Origin of the sequence: Sphingomonas sp. CFBP 13728, assembly GCF_014841895.1 — a bacterium.
Classification (GTDB): domain Bacteria; phylum Pseudomonadota; class Alphaproteobacteria; order Sphingomonadales; family Sphingomonadaceae; genus Sphingomonas.
The window spans coordinates 761,648-780,760 of sequence record NZ_JACYUS010000002.1 but is presented as its reverse complement, the minus strand read 5'-3'; the positions used below and the strand labels follow the sequence as shown (position 1 = coordinate 780,760).

Below are 19,113 nucleotides of genomic sequence, written 5' to 3'. Positions count from 1 at the left end.
TTAGTTTCACGATGTCCCCCGCGATTAATGTCTAGTATTTAAGCGGGGCGCGGCTCTCATGCGTTGCTCGTAGGCTTGAGCAGTTTGGAACTGGCGCTCGATACCTGCACGGATTGCTTGGTATCGCTGTTGGTAATGGTTAGTCGATAATCTCGCGAAAGGTCGCGGTATGCCACTGCCGTCACAAGGTTACTGAACACCGGATTTTGTGCCATTTCCGCTGTGTTCACTTCCGGTGGAAGTCCGGGGAAAAACATCTCAACCGGCTTACTGCCTGCACCAAACGTGTATGCACCGGCGCCAACTGCATCTAGATCGAACATGAAGGCATTGGCCGCAATGTAGTCGGGTACATCAGCGTAAGGCAAAGTGCCCATTTTGCTAAAGTCGATTGTTCCGTAGGCATCCGTGCGTTCTGGAAACACGGCCAGTCCCCAAATCAACATCGGGGTTTTCAGCTTTTTGTTTCGTAGCGCGATAAGCTGGTTGCGCTCCTGCACGTCGAACTTGTTGGCTGGTCCGAGGTAGTTATAAACGAAGTTCTCAATCAGGTAGCTGTCGCCGGGCTTGTGTGGCGATGGCAGGTTGTTGGGGTTCATGTTGGCGAAGTTCTGGTATCGGAAGTCGTTGCTGGGCCACACCAGTTCGTTGATGTTGTCGCAGACAGCGTCCTCAAAAATGAACGCGTTGGCGCAGATTGGAAGCCCCCGACTGTGGGCGTAATCCACGATAACGATCTGCTGCGCGCGAGTTACCTGATAGTCGAAACCGTACTCATCGAGAAAGATGCCATCGACGCCAATGTCATGCCACTGGTCGATGCCCTCAATCTTCTGCGCGTTGGTCTGGCTAAAGCCCATTGGCACATAGCCGTACACCTTCGTTCCCTTGGCTCGCACTCCCTTGATGATCTGCACGGTGGACGCGTAAACCTCCTGCGTGGGGTGCTGATACGTGTCTCCGCAAACCCAAATATCGTACTTGGAAATAGCCGCGATGACCGCGTCCACGTTGTAAAGTCCGTTCAGTGCGATGGGGTAGCCGTAATAGACAAACAGGCTGGTGATCGTGTTTGGTTTTGCGAGCGTGCTGCGCATCGTGTCGAAGCGAACGCGCTTCAACTTGCTGTTGTCCTCGCTATCGATCATCGCAATCTCATCCTGCACCGACGGCTTGTTCTTCGTGGGTGCGCCCTCGATGGCCTGGACAACGTTCTCGCTGTTACCGTCACCACCCTTGGGACCGGGAGGACCAGCGGGCCCAGCCGGACCGACACCAATGCGCGTTAGATCGCTGGCGACCTTTACAACATCGAGCGTCTTCTTCGTCAGGTCGTAATTGTTGGCCGCGATCGGAGCGACAACATAGCTGCGGGAGTTCGCGCTTGGCCCGTTGTAAGGCTCGATTAGCGTAATGCTGGTTGGACTGTTGATCGACGCAACGGGATAGAAGCCACCGGCAATAACAAGTGCGACCCCATCATAAGACGGAATCCAGTTCGTGTTATTGCCCGTGACCGACGTTGACCCGGTGGTTACGTTGATCGTTCCTGATACTTCAAATAGCGCCATCAACTATTTAATCGGACGCGTTATCGTCCAATGGATAGGATGCTAATTTCGGGCTGTCGAGCGTAGGTTCCGCTGTTACGTGGCGAGTTACCAAACGGTACACCTTGCCCGGTGATCTTTACGCGAGCCGCACCCGAGGCAGTAATTGCGATTGAATCTGTGAACTTCAACGTCCAGACGGTGTTACCGTCTTTTGTTGCGATGCCACTCTTACTCGTCCTTGCTACCTGATAGCCACTACCAGTATCAACATAGACTGAAATAATCGCTGCGGTATCCACCACCTGTGAGCCGTCATGCGTAAAGCTGACGATTGCCAGAGAGCTACCATTCTCCGTCGTGCCCGTGGCATCGTTGTTGAATCCAACACTGAAAAACGGTGTCTCGATAATGGTAACTTCGTAGCTGGGAATCATCACGTCAGATGCTGTAAAGCGAGGCGAACGAGACAGACCGGGTGCAATCTCGTTAATTGTAACCGAGTTAGCCATCAGTTTGTTGACGCGGACATTGGGCATATAAACGCCTTGCGCGTCCACGCTGAATACGGGGACTGCTCCTGCGCCCGGTACATTAATTTGAAGCACATCGGAGTTGAACGCGATGGCGGATTTGCCGTTGCTGGAAGCCAGTCCCATACCTGCAACTGAAACAACTCCATTAGTTTCAGTTTGCACCTTCAAAACATACTGAGCACCGATGCCATCCACCTTGTTTGCATAGGTGGTGAACGACTGCTCAAGCGAGGCGCCATTGACGTTGTCCAGTCGCGCTTTCAGGTTGAGCGTCTCTTGTGCGCGAGCGCCATTGTTATCGACCTCCGCTTTGTCGATCCGCTGCACGGCGGCTTCCAGATTGTAGATGTTGCCGCCGGGCTGCACCAAGCCTGTGATGGAAGCCGACAACGCATCTGCGCGAAGTGCCTGCGCGTAGTCTCCGTCAATGACTGCCTGACGGGTATCGCGGATCGCGCCCTCGTAGGCGGTCTTCACGTCGCCAACTTCCTTTGTGATCCTGCCACCAAGCGTTGAGATATCTGCGGCAACGATCGCGTCACCAGCCTGATACAGCCGCTTCACGTCCTTGATCTGGGCATCACGGATCGTGGCCTCACCAGCCACACCCTCCGCAATCTTAATTCCTAGTTCGTTGATCTTCTCGACGCGGATAAACCCCTGATCGTTGAGGATCGTAGTTTGTAGATCGCGCACCGACCGTTCGTTGCGGTCGAACAGGTCTTTGCTAGTCGTGAGGCTTTGCGCGCCATAATCCAATGTGACTTTGGCAATGTCGTCGATGGGCTTTTGCAAGATTTGAGTCAGGCGTGCCGCCGTGAAGTTTGCCGTCGTGGCATCCGCTGTTGCCTTGGCTGCATCGGCTGCGATTTTCGCCGCGTCGGCTGCAAGCTTGGCCGCTGCCGCGTCTCCTGCTGCCTTATCGGCATTGTTCTGCGCCGCCTCTGCTGCCACGCGCGTCTTCGAACTAATCGCATTCAGGAGGTTCTGGCGTTCGGTAAAATACCGGGTCCACACGGCGTTGAACGTCGCGCGATCAATCGGCGTATCGGTCGTGGTATCCGTGTACGATGGAGACAGGCCGTTGAGCATCGCGACCAAGCCGTCATAGGCATCAGCGTAGGCATTACGCTGCGCAATCAGGTCGAACTCAACACCCTTGGCAACGAGGCCGCTTCGTTCGGCAGCCGCGTTATTGAACCGCAAGACCACTTCCGACTTTTCGCTGCGGTCGAGAATGCCGTCAGCTTCAATGGCTGACAGGCGGGCTTTTGCGGCCACGGTATCTGCGGCTGCTGCATCTGCCGCCGACTTGGCGTTCGAGGCATCGAGCGCGGCTTTGGCTGCGTCGGATTTAGCCTTGTCGGTATCAGCGAGCAGATCGACCACGGGACGGCCACCAACGTTCGTGCCCACAGGGGCGCCAACCGTCGCGTTGCTTTCAGGTGTACCGGGGCCGGTGACTTGTCCCCACGTTGCGGTAGCGGATGCACGACCAGCCAGCGCGTTGAGGAGGTTTTGCTTGGCGACCCAGTAATCGCGCCAGCGCGCATCGAACGTTGTGCGATCGATTGGCGTGTCGAGGCTACTGTCTGCGTAACCCGGCGACAGGCTCTCAAGATAGGTTTTTAGGTTGCCGAACGTGCCCGCGAGAACGGCGCGCTCGTACGTTACGTCAACGTTCGTCGGCTGCGTCTGCAATCCATTTTGCTGCGCGGCTTCCTCGGTGAACTCACGAACAATTCCGGCCTTTTCCGCGCGATCGAGAATGCCATCCGATGCTGCTGCATCCAAACGGGCTTTAGCAATCGCTGCCTCTGCTGCTGCAAGCTGCGCGGCTTCCAACGCCAATGCGGCCGCGGCCTTCTGAGCCTCTACCTTGTCGCTGATTTCACCAAGGGCCGGTGATACCTCGCTGGACGTGTGGACGGACCAGCATCGGTCATAGGCAACCTTTACCTTCCAGACCGGAGCGGAAACGGTTGGTTCGCGGACGTCTTTGACGAGGGGTGCGGTACTGCGATCGGCGTTCAGGATGATCGGTGTGGCTGGCGCAAAATAATCCATTACCTGCCATTTGCCCGTGCCATCGGCGAACAGCATTCCACCGGCTTGATAGACAGCCTGGCGGGCGATCCCACCCACGGTCGCTTGATCGTCTAGATACAGGCTCCACGTCGCGCCCGAAAACGCGCTGAAATTGCCCTGCTTGGCTGCGGGAATGCTGGCGATCGTCAAAAGCTGCGGGAGGATCGTGGCAACGGTGGTCGCGCCACCGGCTTGCACATCTGCGGAAATCTTTTGTGCGGGCGTTCCACCGACGCGGAACATGCCCTGCTGAAGACAGGTCGCCCACTCACCGGGAACGAGTGTCAGAGCCTTGAGCGCATTGAATGTGGGCTGGTCGCCCTTGTTCTTCGCTGGGTCTAGTGCCTGTGCAAATTCGTAGGGCTTGATAGCCGAGACTGCGCCGTAGCCGTGGACCTGATAAATCCAGCTCGCAGCGTCTACGAGCGTGGGCTCAACGGACAGACAGGTTCCGAACGAGCGGGGCTTGAGCTTTCCCTTGAGCGCGGGCGGACCTTCGGCACCGCCAGTGCCCTGATATTCCAACGATAGAAGATCGCGGTCGAGAAGTGCATCCGGGCCTAGCAGACCAACGGTTGCCGTGATGCCTTGGCGATCGGGAGCCGAAACGCTTCCTTCGAATACCTGCTTGTAAGCGGAAAAGGGTTCGCCATCGTCGCCAACGAAGATGCGCGCCAGTCCGCCGTTCCACTCATAGGACGACCAAACCTCGTTTTCGTATGCGCTGCTCATGCGGAACGAAAGCGAGCCGTGATTTACAGAACCCTCGCTCAATACACCGTCGCTGGCCCAACTGCCCGAAACGGAGTGCCGCTTTGTGATGAGCGGAATCCACTGCTGGTTGTCCAACTGTGTTCCCGCTACCGAAGCGGAGGCACTTGCCATGCGAAGTGTCTTGGGAGTGTTGCCGTTTAGAACGGTGACTTCAAAAAGGATATTCATGTCAGTATTTAAGCTGACGAGTACCCGCGCATTTTAGCTGACGCTTAAAATGCTCAACTCCACATTGTTGTAATCAGCAACCGGACTTGTTCCACGGGCACCGCTTTTGATACGACCAAAGACCGCTTGGGTTTGAACATACGCCACGCTGTCATCGGGGATGAAGACGAAGGCTTTGCTTGATCCAACGTCTCGCAGGAACGAGTACCAATTGCCGTAATAGGCCGCATCGCTGATGCCTTCGAGTGTGACTTTCCAGCCAACGCGGACGCCGTAGCGGTCCACTGTTGTGTAACCCAATCCTTCTTCAACATTGCTCATGTCCTCGAATGTCTGCTCCGCGTCCACAGCCACGCCGTCAGTGACAACGCGCTTTCCGATGACAAGCCGCTGCGCTTGAACGTACCCGGCTGGATTGCCCGTGCTATCAATGTCGATGCGAACAAAGGGGCTGGTGACTTTTGCAGCGAGCAATTTGAAAGACAGAGCGCCGTTCGTCGGCTCTGTTCCACTCCATGCGGGGAATGTCTGGTCAACAGTCAGTCCGCTTGTTCCGTCGACTGCCGCACTGGATGCACCTGCACGAATGCGGATTGTTGCCGATGCAGGAACGTTCAAGCCCACAAGCGCGACTGTGTCCCATTCGGAGCCATCGAGTTGCACTTTGAAAGAGGGCGCAGTGGTATTTGCACGCCAAACCATCCCCGGTTCATCGTTTCGCATATTGGCAACCGGAGCCGTGGCGATCTCGTTTCCGCCAAGGCTGACAAAGCTTTTTGGGCTGACTAGAATTGTACTCATCCGCGCACCTGCAACGTAGTGGTGTTGGCTTCAAAGTCGGTCGTGAAGCCAACGACCTTGTAAACTCGCCCATCGGTTTGATACCGGGGCGCATTGAGAATGAATGTGGGAACAGTGCCGACAAAGCTGTCGAGGAATGTCACGCCCTGAATAACGATATCAAACACGCGCGGACTTCCATTCTCCGCGAGATACTTTCCCGCTAGAGCGTTAGCTGTTGCCTCGTCCAAGTTGCCCACAACCTCAACCGTCCTCGCACTATCGTTGCGGGCTTTGACGGTTGGGTTAGTGCGGATCACATAGCGGTACTCTTGCTGAACAAAAGCCGCGCGGTTTGTATCTAATGCCATCAGCTATTTAAGCTCTGCGCTTAAAACGCTTGTGTCAGCCGGCCATTGTAAACATCGACCGAGCCGCTTCCGTAGCTGTACGACTTTCCACTGACCTGAATCGACTCCGCAATCTGACGGAGATAATCGTTGGCAATACCCTGCTGCGCCGTGATGGCGTTGGTCTGAGTGCTGATCGCTGCAACGGTGGAACTACCGCTGGTCGCGCTGTTGAAAGCGTTTGTAGCGTTGGTGATCGCGCCGCCAGTTGCATCCTTCAAGCTGCCGATGATGGACTGGAAGTCCGATGTGTTCGTTCCGTACACCTCACCAGCATTGCCCAGAATCTTCTCTGCCAGTGCCGTGAACGCATCTTGGTCAACCGACTTGCCAGATGCGACATCCAACTTGAACGCGTCCAACTTGCTAAGATCGACAGTAAGCTGCGACAGAGCAGTGACACCGCCAGCGTTTCCGTTCAGGTCGTCAAGTAGGCTCTGGAATCCGCTTACCTGCTCCTTGAAGACCTCGTTGAGCTTGGCTGCACGATACTGGTCCAGCTTGGTTAGATCGGTTGTCGATGCGCCAACGTTGACCATGCTCTTTCGTAGTGCGTCGATACCGTCCGTTACGCCCTTGATGGCTGCGCCGACTGGATCGGTCATGCTGGCAAAGTCTGCCATTGCAGCCTTCCAGTTTTTGACCAGCGAAACAGCGCCATCAATATCTAGGGCCGCAACAGCTTTCTGCGCTAGATCATCAAGACCACCAAGTACGCCGTCCTTGATCGCATCCTTGATTGCAAAGGCGATTGCCTCCGCCTCCGTCTCGAAAGCTGCTACGCCGGTCAGCTTGCCCGAGCCCGTGGTATCAACGCGATACGCCCCCGCCTTATGGCCTGGACGATAACCAACGGATACTCCGCTTAGGCCGGTGATGGTTGCACCAAGTTGGCTCGCGATATCGTTGAGCGAGGTCGCGACGTTGCCCGCAAGCGCGGTTGCCACGGCCTTCTCTTCCTTGCCTCTGCCAGTGGCATCCATGCCCACCAGCTTGCCCTGAGCATCCATCGAGAAGCCAGCACTTGCCTTTTTGTCCTTTTTGAACAGGCCACCGACAACGCTGCCGAGCGCGCCACCAACTGCCGCACCAATTGGCCCGAAGGCCGCCCCACCGATCGCACCGCCGATTTTACCGCCAGTTGCGCTGCCCTTAAAACCAAGTGCCTTTGTAAGACCGGCCATCTGCTCGCCAATCTGCATTCCTGCGAACGCACCACCAACGGCTTTGCCGATGCTCTTTACCGCGGGGCTGTTGGCTCCGAAAACCTTGCCGAACTGACCGGCGATATCGTTCTTGGTGTTTGCAAAGTCGCCCATGCTCTTCGACACGTCACCGACGCCATTAACAAAGTTGCCAAGCTTGCCACCGATGATGTTTCCGATTGTGCCCAACAGGCCAGCAATCTGTCCCATCTTTTGCGAGAAGGTCGAACCAATCTCGGCCATCGTCGCACGGAACTCATCACCGGCCTTCTTTACGCCAGCCTCAAACTGCGCTGCGCTTATCTTGAGCTTGCCATCGTCACTGTCGCGGGCTGCTGCAAGCTGGTCATAGATTCTGGAGAACTCGTCGCGGGCTACTTCCTGCCTCTGTCCAACAGTGCCGTTGGTCTTTAACGCGTCCTTGCCGTAGGTGCTACCCGACTGCGCCATGTCCTTCAACTTGGACGCTTGATCGTCAATTGCCTTGTTCTGCAAACCTAGTACACCAAGTCGCGTCTGGTCGGTGCGTAGCTGCGCCTCTGCTGTCTTCCACGCATCAGTCTGGAATGTTGCCTGTGTTGCACCCAATTCCAATGCGGAATTGCGATTGTCCAAGATGCTCTTTTCAACTGCCAATGTCTGTTCGGATGCACCAGCCTTCTTGAGTGTCAGCAATGCCTCTTGGTCGGCAATCTCGCGTCCGGTATTCAAGTGCTGGACCTGCATAGCCGTGATCAACTTGGAAATGCGCGCCTCTTGCAATAGGTCGGCAATTTTGCCAGCCTGTGTTGCGGCCTCCGCATCACCAACAATCTTCGCTAGCTCAAGCTGCTTCTTGTAATCTTCCGCTGCGAGTGGAAGTAGCTTTGCAGTTTCGGCCTCACCCTTTAGCGTCTTCCAGAAGTCTGATTCCGCTTTGGCTTTTCGCTCTGCCTCGTTAGCACCACTGTCCTTCTTTTTGCCATCCGGCTTTTCCGCAAACGGCTTATCGCGGACCATCGGTGTCGGCTTTGGAATGAAAGCCTCACTCGGCTTGATCTGGGCTTCGCCAAGTGCCTTTGCTGCCGCTGTACGCTGACGAAGAGCTTCCTTTACTGCCTTTTGCCCAACAGCTTCGCTGGGCTTCATCACGTAGTCGTAGCCCATCTGTGCGTATCGACCGACGCCACGCACCGCGTCACCAAGCGTGCGCTTTGGCGTCTCGCGCTCAGTGCGGTAGCGAGCGGCCAGACCTGCGCTGGTCTGACCCGAAACAGTATCTAGGTTCGCATTCGCTTTTTGCAGGTTGAGCTTGGCAGTCTCGATGGAAGCTGCGCGAGCGGCGCTTGCCATCTTCCAAAGCTGTTCGGCTGCCGCACCGGCTTGACCGCCGAACGTCGAAACGCCTCGCGCTGCCAGTAGTGAATTGTCGCCTGCGTTAGCGGCCTGAACGCTTGTTTCAGCGGCGCTGGAAGCAAGCTGGTCAACAGTTGCGCGGGCGGCACTGGAATTTGTCGATAGCGTATATAGACCATACGCCGCTCCACCGAGGGCGATACCAAGCGGACCGCCAACGATACCAAGCAGTCCATTGAACCCGGCGCTCAACGTGGCCGTGCTGGCAGCAAGAACGCCCTGCGCCGCTGCCATCGAGGCAAAGCGCATAGCGGCAGTCGCCGCGAGTGTGGTGATTGCCTGAACTGCTGCCGTGCCCCAGATCGCAACCATGCGAAGCGACAGCGGAATGATCGCTGCCTCAATTACCGTTACGATGGTGCCCATGTTGTCAGCGAGAAACTTGAATGCTGGCGCGGCCATCGTTGAGGCCGTCGTACCCAGCTTGACCAGTTCCGCATTCGCGGAAGCTGTGACCCTCGACCACTGCGCGGCTGGCGAACCGTCCAGCATCTTCTTGACTGCCGCGTCGGTGGAACCGGCCTTCGTGGCCATGTGGTCCATCGTTTTTGCAAACTCTTCGCCCTTAGCGGCGGTCAATGCCAATGCAGGGGTAAGGGCTTCACTGCCACCAAGCAGAACGCCCATCATCATTGCGCTGCCGTGAGTCTTCTCGGCCATGTCCTGTAGGACGCCGCGAAGGCCCTTGGCCTTTAGAGCGTTCGAGTCCCACTCCAAGCCGATGCTCTTCGCACCCTTCTTGGCTTCGTCGCTGGGCTTGATGAGCGAGTTTAGGATCGCCTTGACCCCCGTAACGCTCTCGCTGGTTTTAATACCGCCCTTAGTCAGAACGGCCAGCGAACCGGCGACCTCATCGAACGACACACCGACTGCTGCCGCGATAGGAGCAACCTGACCAACGCTTGCGGAAAGCTGATCGATCGTCGTCTTACCGTCGCGAGCCGAGATGAACATTGCGTCACTGGCTTGTGCAGCGGTGAGACCTCGGGACGCATAGGCGTTCAGGATGCTCGTAAGTCCGTCAGCGGCAACGCCGATGGTTGTCATGCCACCAACGGCAAGCTTGTTAGCCGATGTTAGAGTAGTGATCGCTTGCTCGGCTGTTTCAGCACCTGCGGAGATAATGTCGTAGGCAGCTTCGGCCTGATCGACCGGCATTCCACCGAACGCTGCACTCTGCGCGAGAATGCCCGCGCTGAGTTGGTCCATCTTGAATTTGGAAGTGTCAACGTTGGTGCTGATCTTAGCCATCACGTCTTGGAAGGCGTTCGCTGCGCTTGTAGCCTTGACCATCGCGCCAGCGGTGACGACGAGCGCAACGCCTGCTGCCGTACCGGCGACACCCATTGCGGTTAGTTTGTTGACTAGACCGCCAAGAGCGGGACTGGCCCCGGCTGCGCGGTTTCTAATCTCATCGAGGGCATTGGATACGATGTTGCCGTCAGACGCGGACTTACGCATCGATCCGCCGAGGCGGTCGAACGTGCTACGAAGATTGTCATTTGCTGCGGCTGTTGTGCGCTCACGGCGCTCTAGTTGCGCAAGTGCCCCATCAACGCGATTGACGCCGAGGATCGACTTGCTTGAATTGATTTCAACATCAATTTGAAATAGTGCGTCGGACATCGCGCCTCCCGGCATTAAAAAGCTGTCCGCTATTTAAGCTGGGAGGGCGTGCCGCTTACTTGTTGGAATTAGCCGCTTGCTTCTTGGCAATTTCGTTTACGAAAACGTTGTCGGCGCGGCGCATGATGAACTTGAAAGCCTCGGCCTCGTCATCATCGAAGCCTAATTCGTGCCTGGCGTACCATTCGATTTTATCGAGCGGAATCGGCGCGACGCCACTGAACGCTGGCGGGCGCATTGTGTGGACTTCCCAAAAGGACTCCCACAGAAGCGAGCGGGGAAAGGGTGGCTCCTGACGGGCACGAAGCCCGATCGAGTATTCGTGCCCACCATCGGCTGCTGCTACGATGTCGGAGCCACCACCAAACACCCACCAGACGAGATAGGCTATTAGTTTCCCGCGTCAGCTTCCTGCGTCGCAGCCGGTGTCACTGCGCGGTAATAGCGAACGTCCTTGCTGCGGTCGATTAGTTCGGTTGCAAACCAGCCGTTGTCCTCATCGCTAAGGTACTCAAAGGCCAGTTCCTTGCTGAACGGAATGGGCTTGTCGTCAGCATCTACAACGCCTTCCCAACCCTGAACACAAATCTGCACGAATGCGAAGATGCCCGAGTTCTTACCCTTGGCGAGCGGATTGTTGGCGTTCTCGCGCTCGTAGCGGTCGTTCTCAACCTTGATGAACTTGTTGTATGGATCATAAAGGGAAGTGGTCCACGTACCGTAGTCGTTTTCGTTGGGATCGATGATAGTATGAGGAACGCCCTTAGCGGCCTTCTGTGCATCGAACCTCTGGAACTTCTTGAATACTGGCTTGGTCTTGGTAGTCATATATGTAACCCCTTTGTTGAATTGCATGATATTTATGCGGGGGTCACTCATGGGAATGGCGCAGCCCATTTCTGAACTGCACCATCCTACCAACCAGATTGCAAAGGGGCTGGGTTGGAACTTAAAGCTGCGTCACGACCAAGTCAGTTCCCTGCGTGGTATCGTAAGCTGCCGTAATCTTGATGTTGACGAATGCGCTCTCGCTGTCGAACTCCGTTGTGGGGATCGAAGCGTAACCAGCCGGAATGCTGAACGAGTAGCCATTGCCAGCAGTACCGATGGAAAAGCTAAACGACTGAGCAAGACCGGTCAGCAATGCGTCAATGGCAAAGCTCTCACGGTATGCCTTCAACGTCAGCTCTACGGTGCGAATACCGTTAGTGCCGATACCGATTGGCTGGTTGGTACCAAGCTTGCCGCGTGCAACGCGATCCTGCGTTACATCTAGACCCAACTCCGTGAACTGGATCGCGCTGTTGCCCGCTACTGTGACAGCCGAAACGTCCGCACCAACATACTCGTAAGCGGTGTTTGGAACAGCTGAGACAGTGAGGGTGCTATCGCTAGTCAACTGGGTCTGGACGGTTGCAAGATAGTCGAATGCCACCGTGACTTCGCCGCCCTGAGTTGCGGCAATTTTCATGCTGCTAGCCATCGTTCCCGATGCGGCTTCCAGCATCGCCGTACCTGCTGCGCCACCCTGCAAAAGCGAAAGGATCGTGAACGTGCTGTCCGTCAGACCAGCCTTGAGTGTCTTCGTGCCCGTGCCGGTGAACTTGCCCGACAATGCAGATTCCATGAGGGTGTTGATAACAGGAGCGGACTGTAGGCGAGTTTCAACCGAGCCAGTGCCAGTTACCATGCCACGACGCATACCGTTACCAGCGCGACCGGGACGCTTGGTGTTCGAAGCGATCTCGTTAGCGGTAAAAGCTGGGAGATTGAGGTCTGCCGCAGAGGGGATTTCGTAGCGGTTGCCAGTTGCGGGAACAGTACCAGCAGTAGTTTCAGGGACGAGGTAGTACGTCACGTCCGAAGGATTAATGAGTGCCATCTAGGGACCTCCGATAATAGTTGTCAAAGGCCCACGGCCTGCAACTATTTATGAGGAGTCCCCGGAGGGCTGTTTAACTGTCGGAACTACGCCTGTTTGAGTGCCAGAAGAACATCGCGTTGATTAGGTGGAACTTGTCTTTGTAGGTACTCGAAGTGGATTTTAGATCGTCAACGATCAGCGTTTTGTCGGGACTGCGCCAGCCGCGAAAGACCTTGTTGAACTGATCGCGAAGATCGTTACCGGGCCCTGTGTATTGCCCCTTTGGGACGAAGATTTGCAGCGTGGCAGTTCCATACTGCGCAACCAGAAAGTCCGGCCCAAGTGACACGGAAGTGGACAAGCCGGGATTGATAATCCACCGGCTTTGCAGTGCGCTGTCGTCCAAGTCCTCGTCGGGCTGGTTCTCGACAAGAAGCTGGATTGCCTCGCTGTCCATGTTGTCGAAGAAACGCGCGTTCAGCGCGTCAATGTCCTTTTGAAGCATGTCAGCTTCCCTTCACTACTGCGATTAGCTCGTTCTCGATCCAACCGGCTGGAGCCTGTGGACTGTGGCCGTTTGCAAGTGGAACGGCATATTCGATATTGTTTGAGACATGGCCGCTTTGATAAACCTTCTCGGGTGTCTCGGCCTGCCAAGCGGCGCGAAAGTCGCCGTCATCAACGGGACTCGCCAGCTTCAACCTCTTGTCAGCCTCAAGCGTTAGCTTTTGCGTGACAGAGAGAACCCGTGCTTCAAGCTTGGCGCGAACACCGGCTCGACTTGTTCCAGAACGGCGAGCCATCAGGATACCTCGGCCATGAAGACGATGGCTTGCCCTTGAGGCGCTACCTGCGTGACGGTTCCAATCAACCAAGGCTTGCCCGTGCCGATCGTCAGCGTCTCACCCTCGTGGGGCTCTAGGAGCATCGTAGCGACGCTTCGCATCTCCAAGCGTCCATTGTCGCCCTCAAGCTGCATGGGGGCCACAACGGCGAGGGTTGGGCGTCCAGCGGCCTGCTGGCCCTTGGGGGCTGCGCGACCCGCGCGCTTGGCTGCTAGGACGGCCGCATCGGGTGCGGTGCCTGACAGGGTGGCCTTGGTGCCGAACTCGGTCAGCATTTCCACGACCAGCGGATAGAATTCTTCGTAGAGGTTCATCGGACGAGCCTCGCGATCTGGAACGATGCCGAACCGGACGCGGTGCGAAGGTATGGACGGAGAACCGCAGTCACGTAGGGATAGGGATCAGCGGGAGCGTCGGCGTATTCCACGGACTTTTTGAAGCCCGCAGCTTCCTTGCTTTCCTTCTTAATCGCCGGAGTACCAGCCACAGCCGGGGGCTTGGTCTGGAAGATTCCTGCTAGTCGGCAAACCACGCCGTCAAAGATGCGCTGTTCGGTTGCATCGAGGTCGCTTCGAATGGGATAGACCGATCGAATGTAATCCTCGGCATCAGCCAGCAGAGCGCGAGCTTGAGCAGGTTCCAGATCGCTCCACAGTTCGTTGCCCCGAACTTCGTTGTAGGTATTCGCTTGTTCCAATGTAGCCATGTTCGACCTCCCGCATATTTAAGCGGACATGGAAAAGCCCGCCAGCATTGCTGCCAGCGGGCCGTCCAGTTCAGTTTAAGAGATCAGCCGTTCGACTTGAGAACAGCAATCTTGACCTGCTTGCGCTCGTTTGCAACGCGATCCCATGCCGATGCCTGCTTGTAAGCATCGAAAGTAGGCGAAGCGTAACCAGCAACCACAGGGGCGTTCGAGGAGAAGCCTGCAACGTGCATGTACAGGTGCTGACGAGTGATCAGATCCTTCGCGCCCATGTTGTTTGCAGCGTGCTCATCAAGGTCGATAACGTTGTCGCCCTGAATACCTTCTGCCGAACCAAACAGGATGCTGTCGCGACCCAGGAAGTACGTGTTGAAGGTCTTGCGGTTGGTGCCCGAGGTGTACAGGTTGGGGTTATCGCTGACGATAACTGGAACGCCGCGATAGGTGCGGAATGGCTGCACTGCCGAAGGCTGTACGAAGCTGATGCCGTCCTGCTTGAGAGCCGTACCGTAAACCTGCACTGGCATCACAACCAACGCGAGGTCGTCGAATGCGTCGCCCATCGTCAGCATTGCGTCGATGAATGCGTTGGAACTGAACTTCTGTGCATCAGCGACAGTGCCAGTTGCGTCGTTGCCGACGTTTACGACCAGATCGCCACCATCGTTTGCAACGTTGTCTGCGACCACACCGGTCAGCTTTGCGACCAAGAGGTCTTCCATTACGCGGGTCCAGTAGTCCGCAGTCCAGTCGGCAGCAGTTGGGAGAACCAGAACGTCCTCAACGCCAGCGAGACGTGCATCTAGGTTGCTGATGCCCCACGACTTTGCAAGAAAGTCCTTCTGGGAAACCATCGTGCCCATCTTGAGCGGATCAACAGCGCCACGGATGGAAGCGTCGAGTGCGCCGATGTCAACGTTGCCGTCGAGAGGTGCGAGCCAAGGCATGATAGCCTGAGTGCCGGTACCGGCTGCAAGTGCGTCGTATTCAGCAGTACGGAGAGTCGCCGCGCTATTGAAAATAGCCGACTTCTTTAGGACGCGCTGACGCACCATTGCCTGATAAGCAGGCTTAATAAAAGCATTCTGAAGGCGGGGAGTCGCCATAGGTTTGTCTCCAAGATCAAATGACGAGCCCGACCAATTCGGGAAGTCCGAAAGTATTTATTCGGCTGATCTTGGAGACAGTTGTTTGTGCTAGACGGGCTTAGTCCTTGGTGATCCAAGCCTGTCCGTTTGCAGTTGCCCATTGCTTTGCTTCAATGGGATTCAACTGGTAGCGGCGAATGTACTCACCTTCGCTGAATGCGGTAGTTGTGGAGGTCGATTGACCACCCGTTGCTCCGCCTCCGCTGTTGTCCGATGCGCGACGGAAATAAGCTCCCTTTTCGCTATTCAGATACTCGCCAATGGCATCGCCAATTGGCTTGTCGAAAAGCATCGCAGAGCCGTTCTCGTAGCTCGCACGGTTCTTCGCCCAGTCGATAAACTGCTCGGCTAGTTCAGGACGGCCGACAGAATTGTAGGCACGGGTGATTTCGTTATCGACGCGGATGGTGCGCAACTCGGCGTCGGCAGCTTCCTGCTTTTCCTGTGCGGAGCGTAGTGCGCGAGCGTGACTTGCCTTGAGGGCTTCAATGTCGCCGCTCTTTTCCGCTGCATCCAAAGCGGCATCGTCAGCAGCCTGCTTGGCAACCTGCTTTTCGCTGACCAGTTCCTTGTTCTTATTTTTGACCTTTTCCTTCTCGGCGCGCTCTGCGTTTAGTTCGGCACGGAGTTCAGCAACGATAGCTGCAAGGTCTTCGCCACTTGTCGTAGTCTCTTGGTTAGTTTCAGACATTATAGTCCTTCTCGGCACAGCCGTTTCAGGTTACTGCCACATGACAGCATGATATTTAGCAGGCGCTTTCAGGGGGTTTTGTGGGCAACACCGTAGTCGGCTTTCAGCAGGTGGCCGCGTATCTGAATCACATCTCAACTAGGCATGTTGAGGGTTCACTTTATCGGGGACATGGCAACAAGACGTGGCAGGTAGTACCGTCGTCGTTCCGCGACGGAATGCACGGCATCCAAGACGCGCACGATTTGGCCCGATGGAAGGACGCGGCAAGGCGCTTTGTTGATAGATCGATCAGCGATCTACAGTGGCTGGTGTTGGCACAGCACTACGGCATTCCTACTGCGCTTCTCGACTGGACGACCAATCCACTTGTTGCTCTGTATTTTGCCTGTCAGCCCGCAAAAGACATACTCGGGAACGAAACCGCCGGTTCGATTGTGACGATTACACGGGATAATCTGACCAAAGACAGTCGACCGGAAAGGATCGACCCGTTCACAGCTTGGTCCGGTCCGCCCCTGCTTGTGCCGTCAGAAACAATGAACAAGCGGTCGATGGCTCAGGATAGCGTGATGACGTTGCATTGCGCTGGCAACCAAGAGCTTTTGCCCGGATACGACCCGATTATCTACATCATCCAGTATTTCACCAAATCCACCATACTCGACGCTCTGCGGGTGATGGGCGTTAGTTCAGATCGAATCTATGCAGACATCAACACCGCTGCTCGGGAGTTTAACGACGGCTTGATACAAGCGGCGGCGGTCAAAGCCTTCGCCGCGACGATGCCGCCGCCATCGTCACTCCAAGATGATTCCGTGCCGGGCTTTTAGCTGCTCCAACGTTAGCACCGTGCCATCCGCTTTGATAAAGTCGGACAGGTTCAGCTTTCCATCCCGGAACAGCTTGGCGCGCGTCGGGCCTAGAATGGTGTCCTGTGTGGGCGCGCCCTTGTCGGTCAGCCACTTGCTGAACGTCGTGTCCCCGGCAACCTGACCGTCCATGCTTGCGCGTTGACCCGGTGATAGTTCGTCCTTGTCCACGCCCAGTTCGCGGAAGCTTTTCGTCACCGCAATGCTGATCGACCGGCAACGGATATGGCGCGGCGGGATAGGGCCTTCGCCAATGGGATGAACGGTGCCGCTCAAAGCGGCGCACGTCACAGTTGTGCGACTGTCCAGCGTACTGACAAACTGCCAGCCTTTGACGAGGTGATCGTTGGCCTTCCACGTCTGCTGCGCTGCCTGATTGCTTACATGCGTGGTCGCCGTGCGGACGATCGATTGAGCAGATCGACGGCTGATATCCAGCACGCCATCGGTGTAGCGAGCGGCTTTCGTCCCACGGATGCGGGCAACGATCTTGTCGGTGTTCTCGCCCTGAACCAGCCCCAGCCGGATCGCTTGATTGATGCGCTCGATCCGGCCTTGCTCCATGCCGGTCGTCCAGCCCTTGAGCAGCCGGCCTTCCATCGGCGCATTCTCAACAATGGACCGGAGCAACGCTGGCGCGGGCAACGTGGTCGCCACATCAACGGCGATCGCGCTGTCGAGGGCAGCTTTTTGAAAGCCAGCTTCCACAGATGCGAAGTCGGCCAGCTCGTCGGATAGCTGGTCGTGAACCTGCGCGTAGATCGCGCTGTTGAGGCCCCGTAGCTCTTCGAGCATCCCGTTCAGACGTGCGGTTGTGCCTGGCCCGATGTCTAGGCCGCGCTCTTCGATGGCAGCGAGCCGACCGGCCAGCTTTTCGAGGATATCGGCGTCTGCGCTGTTGAGGAGTGCGACGATCCGATTGGAGAGGCCGTTTCCGTACCTCCCCAACTCAATCGCATGGCGGATTGCCCTGTCACGCAGGGCTTCGTTGACGGTCGCCATTACAGAACCGGCGGACGATCAGCCGTCTCGCTCTTGGTGCGTTCGACCTCTGCCTCGATGTCGAGGGTTGGGCTGACAATCTCACCATCACGGAGCGCGAACAGAAGCGTTTCATGCGTGATCGCACCGGCCTGCCACATGCCCATCATGGCCGTCATTTCCTGCGGGCTCATCTGCTGCGGGAGAAAGTCGGTGTTGAGGCTGTAAGCAAGTGTCGCTGCCGCTGCTGGATCGGCCCACAGAGCAAATTGCTTGAGCGCGCGTTCCAGCTTTCGGCTGATCGTGCGGGTAAATCCTGCCAGCGTGGCATTCTCCGCTGCACGGCGTAGCATCTGCGTTTCAGGTGCTTCCGGGGCGGGCTTTTCCGGTGTCATGATGGAATGACCCAGCGTCGATAGTTCGTCTTTGACGTTCCGCAATTCGTCGGTGATTACCGTTGCGCCTGCGCCGCTGAATTCCAGATACTCGGCCTTCGTGCCCTCTTCGGGGAAAACCCAAGCTGCGCCGGGTGCGACACTCAGCTTGATCGGAATGTCCTTGCCGTCTTTGTCCTGCGCGGGCTTCAAGCCGGTAACGACGGGGATGGGAGCGGACAGAAAATACAGAACCGACGTGAGAAGGCCCTGAATCCTGTAATGCTGGAGGTTCAGGTCAACGGCATGCTGCAACATGGACGGCGTTGGGGTCAGCTTGTCCGATGTGGAAACCAGCACGAACGGAATCTCATTCAGGACTGCGCCGTTGCGGGTTGGCGTAACGGTTGCGCCTTCGACAAATCCTGCCTTGTCGCGCGTCCACTTTTTGACCTGATAGACGCCGTTGTTGAGCATGAGTTCGCGAACAGTGTCGCCATCGTCCTCAAGAAGACGAACACGCACAATCTTGCGCGTTTCGTTGACCAAGCCGGGTGTGATTTCCAAAATGCACTCGCCGGTATAGCCAGCGATGCGCGGGCGATATCCGCGCTCAATCTCGTTGGCGGCGCTCAAGTCCTTGAATGCGCTGCGCTCCGGGTTGTCGATTAAAAGGCCGGTGAAGTTGGTAATCAGCGTTTCGCGGACAACCCATTCGGCTAGATCGTCTAGGCTTTCGCCATCGGGGGTGATGACCTGTCCAAGAAGCTGAACGCGGGCGCTGGTAGTGTTGAGTTGTGCGCGCTTTCGAAAGATCAGACCGGACAAGCCTTGTGCAATCTTGGAAGCTGCGGGAAGAAAACGGGTGCGGTCTAGATGGGCTTGATATTCATCGACGCCATCTTCGGGGTTAGCCGCTGGAAGATAGGTGTAAGCTTGGAGTTTGACGGCTTCCTCGCCATCTACGAATGCACGATTACGAGTCCACCGGGGGTAAGCCTTTTCGATGGCCTTGGTGGGTAGATTGATGTTGGTTTCGATAGGCACTGTGTCCTCTTGCCAAAGGCATTACGGGAGGCGTCACGGACGCGGGTAATGTC

Annotated in this window: 17 protein-coding genes; 1 reads left to right on the top strand and 16 read right to left on the bottom strand. The window is 56.5% G+C overall.

The window, feature by feature from the left end; all coding sequences use genetic code 11:
- Positions 1 to 56: 56 nt before the first annotated feature.
- From IFT67_RS12595 to IFT67_RS12530, 14 genes are all read right to left on the bottom strand, one after another.
- Positions 57 to 1,571, bottom strand: coding sequence for a hypothetical protein (locus IFT67_RS12595; RefSeq protein ID WP_192238576.1), 1,515 nt, complete (start codon positions 1,569 to 1,571; stop codon positions 57 to 59).
- A gap of 20 nt (positions 1,572 to 1,591) precedes the next feature.
- Positions 1,592 to 5,116, bottom strand: coding sequence for a DUF1983 domain-containing protein (locus IFT67_RS12590; RefSeq protein ID WP_192238575.1), 3,525 nt, complete (start codon positions 5,114 to 5,116; stop codon positions 1,592 to 1,594).
- Positions 5,117 to 5,149: 33 nt separating this feature from the next.
- Positions 5,150 to 5,917, bottom strand: a complete 768-nt coding sequence (locus IFT67_RS12585; protein ID WP_192238574.1) for a hypothetical protein — start codon at positions 5,915 to 5,917, stop codon at positions 5,150 to 5,152.
- Positions 5,914 to 6,267 (bottom strand): anti-sigma factor antagonist, encoded by a 354-nt coding sequence (locus tag IFT67_RS12580; protein ID WP_192238573.1) that lies wholly within the window; start codon positions 6,265 to 6,267, stop codon positions 5,914 to 5,916. Before IFT67_RS12580 ends, IFT67_RS12585 begins: the two co-directional genes overlap by 4 nt.
- A gap of 20 nt (positions 6,268 to 6,287) precedes the next feature.
- Positions 6,288 to 10,532, bottom strand: coding sequence for a phage tail tape measure protein (locus IFT67_RS12575; RefSeq protein WP_192238572.1), 4,245 nt, complete (start codon positions 10,530 to 10,532; stop codon positions 6,288 to 6,290).
- Positions 10,533 to 10,587: 55 nt separating this feature from the next.
- Positions 10,588 to 10,902: a hypothetical protein gene (locus IFT67_RS12570; RefSeq protein ID WP_192238571.1), complete on the bottom strand. Its 315-nt coding sequence runs from the start codon at positions 10,900 to 10,902 to the stop codon at positions 10,588 to 10,590.
- Positions 10,903 to 10,922: 20 nt separating this feature from the next.
- On the bottom strand, positions 10,923 to 11,360 hold the full coding sequence (locus IFT67_RS12565; RefSeq protein WP_192238570.1) for a phage-derived protein YdaY family protein: 438 nt from the start codon (positions 11,358 to 11,360) through the stop codon (positions 10,923 to 10,925).
- 121 nt (positions 11,361 to 11,481) lie between these two features.
- On the bottom strand, positions 11,482 to 12,414 hold the full coding sequence (locus tag IFT67_RS12560) for a phage tail tube protein (protein WP_192238569.1): 933 nt from the start codon (positions 12,412 to 12,414) through the stop codon (positions 11,482 to 11,484).
- Between the two features lie 73 nt (positions 12,415 to 12,487).
- Positions 12,488 to 12,901, bottom strand: a complete 414-nt coding sequence (locus IFT67_RS12555; RefSeq protein ID WP_192238568.1) for a hypothetical protein — start codon at positions 12,899 to 12,901, stop codon at positions 12,488 to 12,490.
- Between the two features lies 1 nt (position 12,902).
- On the bottom strand, positions 12,903 to 13,199 hold the full coding sequence (locus IFT67_RS12550; RefSeq protein WP_192238567.1) for a hypothetical protein: 297 nt from the start codon (positions 13,197 to 13,199) through the stop codon (positions 12,903 to 12,905).
- Positions 13,199 to 13,555 carry a hypothetical protein gene (locus tag IFT67_RS12545; protein WP_192238566.1) on the bottom strand — a complete coding sequence of 119 codons (357 nt, stop codon included), beginning with the start codon at positions 13,553 to 13,555 and terminating at the stop codon, positions 13,199 to 13,201. The genes IFT67_RS12550 and IFT67_RS12545 overlap by 1 nt, the downstream gene beginning before the upstream one ends.
- On the bottom strand, positions 13,552 to 13,947 hold the full coding sequence (locus tag IFT67_RS12540) for a hypothetical protein (RefSeq protein WP_192238565.1): 396 nt from the start codon (positions 13,945 to 13,947) through the stop codon (positions 13,552 to 13,554). The genes IFT67_RS12545 and IFT67_RS12540 overlap by 4 nt, the downstream gene beginning before the upstream one ends.
- 83 nt (positions 13,948 to 14,030) lie before the next feature.
- Positions 14,031 to 15,053, bottom strand: a complete 1,023-nt coding sequence (locus IFT67_RS12535; RefSeq protein ID WP_192238564.1) for a major capsid protein — start codon at positions 15,051 to 15,053, stop codon at positions 14,031 to 14,033.
- Between the two features lie 100 nt (positions 15,054 to 15,153).
- A complete protein-coding gene (locus IFT67_RS12530; RefSeq protein ID WP_192238563.1) occupies positions 15,154 to 15,786 on the bottom strand; it encodes a hypothetical protein in 633 nt (210 codons plus the stop codon).
- Between the two features lie 80 nt (positions 15,787 to 15,866).
- On the opposite strand from IFT67_RS12530, the gene IFT67_RS12525 reads away from it, so the two are divergent.
- Entirely contained in the window at positions 15,867 to 16,619 is a 753-nt protein-coding gene (locus tag IFT67_RS12525) for an FRG domain-containing protein (RefSeq protein WP_192238562.1), read from the top strand.
- Here IFT67_RS12525 and IFT67_RS12520 read toward each other — a convergent pair.
- Complete coding sequence (locus tag IFT67_RS12520) at positions 16,587 to 17,660, bottom strand: minor capsid protein (RefSeq protein ID WP_192238561.1); 1,074 nt, start codon at positions 17,658 to 17,660, stop codon at positions 16,587 to 16,589. The two genes, IFT67_RS12525 and IFT67_RS12520, sit on opposite strands and share 33 nt — an antisense overlap.
- On the bottom strand, positions 17,660 to 19,060 hold the full coding sequence (locus IFT67_RS20930; protein WP_192238560.1) for a DUF4055 domain-containing protein: 1,401 nt from the start codon (positions 19,058 to 19,060) through the stop codon (positions 17,660 to 17,662). The genes IFT67_RS12520 and IFT67_RS20930 overlap by 1 nt, the downstream gene beginning before the upstream one ends.
- Positions 19,061 to 19,113 lie beyond the last annotated feature (53 nt).

Coding starts and splice junctions, on each gene's coding strand:
- IFT67_RS12550 (WP_192238567.1), bottom strand. CDS start 13,199: ATGGCTCGCCGTTCTGGAACAAGTCGAGCCGGTGTTCGCGCCAAGCTT.
- IFT67_RS12565 (WP_192238570.1), bottom strand. CDS start 11,360: ATGACTACCAAGACCAAGCCAGTATTCAAGAAGTTCCAGAGGTTCGAT.
- IFT67_RS12590 (WP_192238575.1), bottom strand. CDS start 5,116: ATGAATATCCTTTTTGAAGTCACCGTTCTAAACGGCAACACTCCCAAG.
- IFT67_RS12535 (WP_192238564.1), bottom strand. CDS start 15,053: ATGGCGACTCCCCGCCTTCAGAATGCTTTTATTAAGCCTGCTTATCAG.
- IFT67_RS12540 (WP_192238565.1), bottom strand. CDS start 13,947: ATGGCTACATTGGAACAAGCGAATACCTACAACGAAGTTCGGGGCAAC.
- IFT67_RS12530 (WP_192238563.1), bottom strand. CDS start 15,786: ATGTCTGAAACTAACCAAGAGACTACGACAAGTGGCGAAGACCTTGCA.
- IFT67_RS12545 (WP_192238566.1), bottom strand. CDS start 13,555: ATGAACCTCTACGAAGAATTCTATCCGCTGGTCGTGGAAATGCTGACC.
- IFT67_RS12520 (WP_192238561.1), bottom strand. CDS start 17,660: ATGGCGACCGTCAACGAAGCCCTGCGTGACAGGGCAATCCGCCATGCG.
- IFT67_RS12595 (WP_192238576.1), bottom strand. CDS start 1,571: ATGGCGCTATTTGAAGTATCAGGAACGATCAACGTAACCACCGGGTCA.
- IFT67_RS12575 (WP_192238572.1), bottom strand. CDS start 10,532: ATGTCCGACGCACTATTTCAAATTGATGTTGAAATCAATTCAAGCAAG.
- IFT67_RS12580 (WP_192238573.1), bottom strand. CDS start 6,267: ATGGCATTAGATACAAACCGCGCGGCTTTTGTTCAGCAAGAGTACCGC.
- IFT67_RS12560 (WP_192238569.1), bottom strand. CDS start 12,414: ATGGCACTCATTAATCCTTCGGACGTGACGTACTACCTCGTCCCTGAA.
- IFT67_RS12555 (WP_192238568.1), bottom strand. CDS start 12,901: ATGCTTCAAAAGGACATTGACGCGCTGAACGCGCGTTTCTTCGACAAC.
- IFT67_RS12585 (WP_192238574.1), bottom strand. CDS start 5,917: ATGAGTACAATTCTAGTCAGCCCAAAAAGCTTTGTCAGCCTTGGCGGA.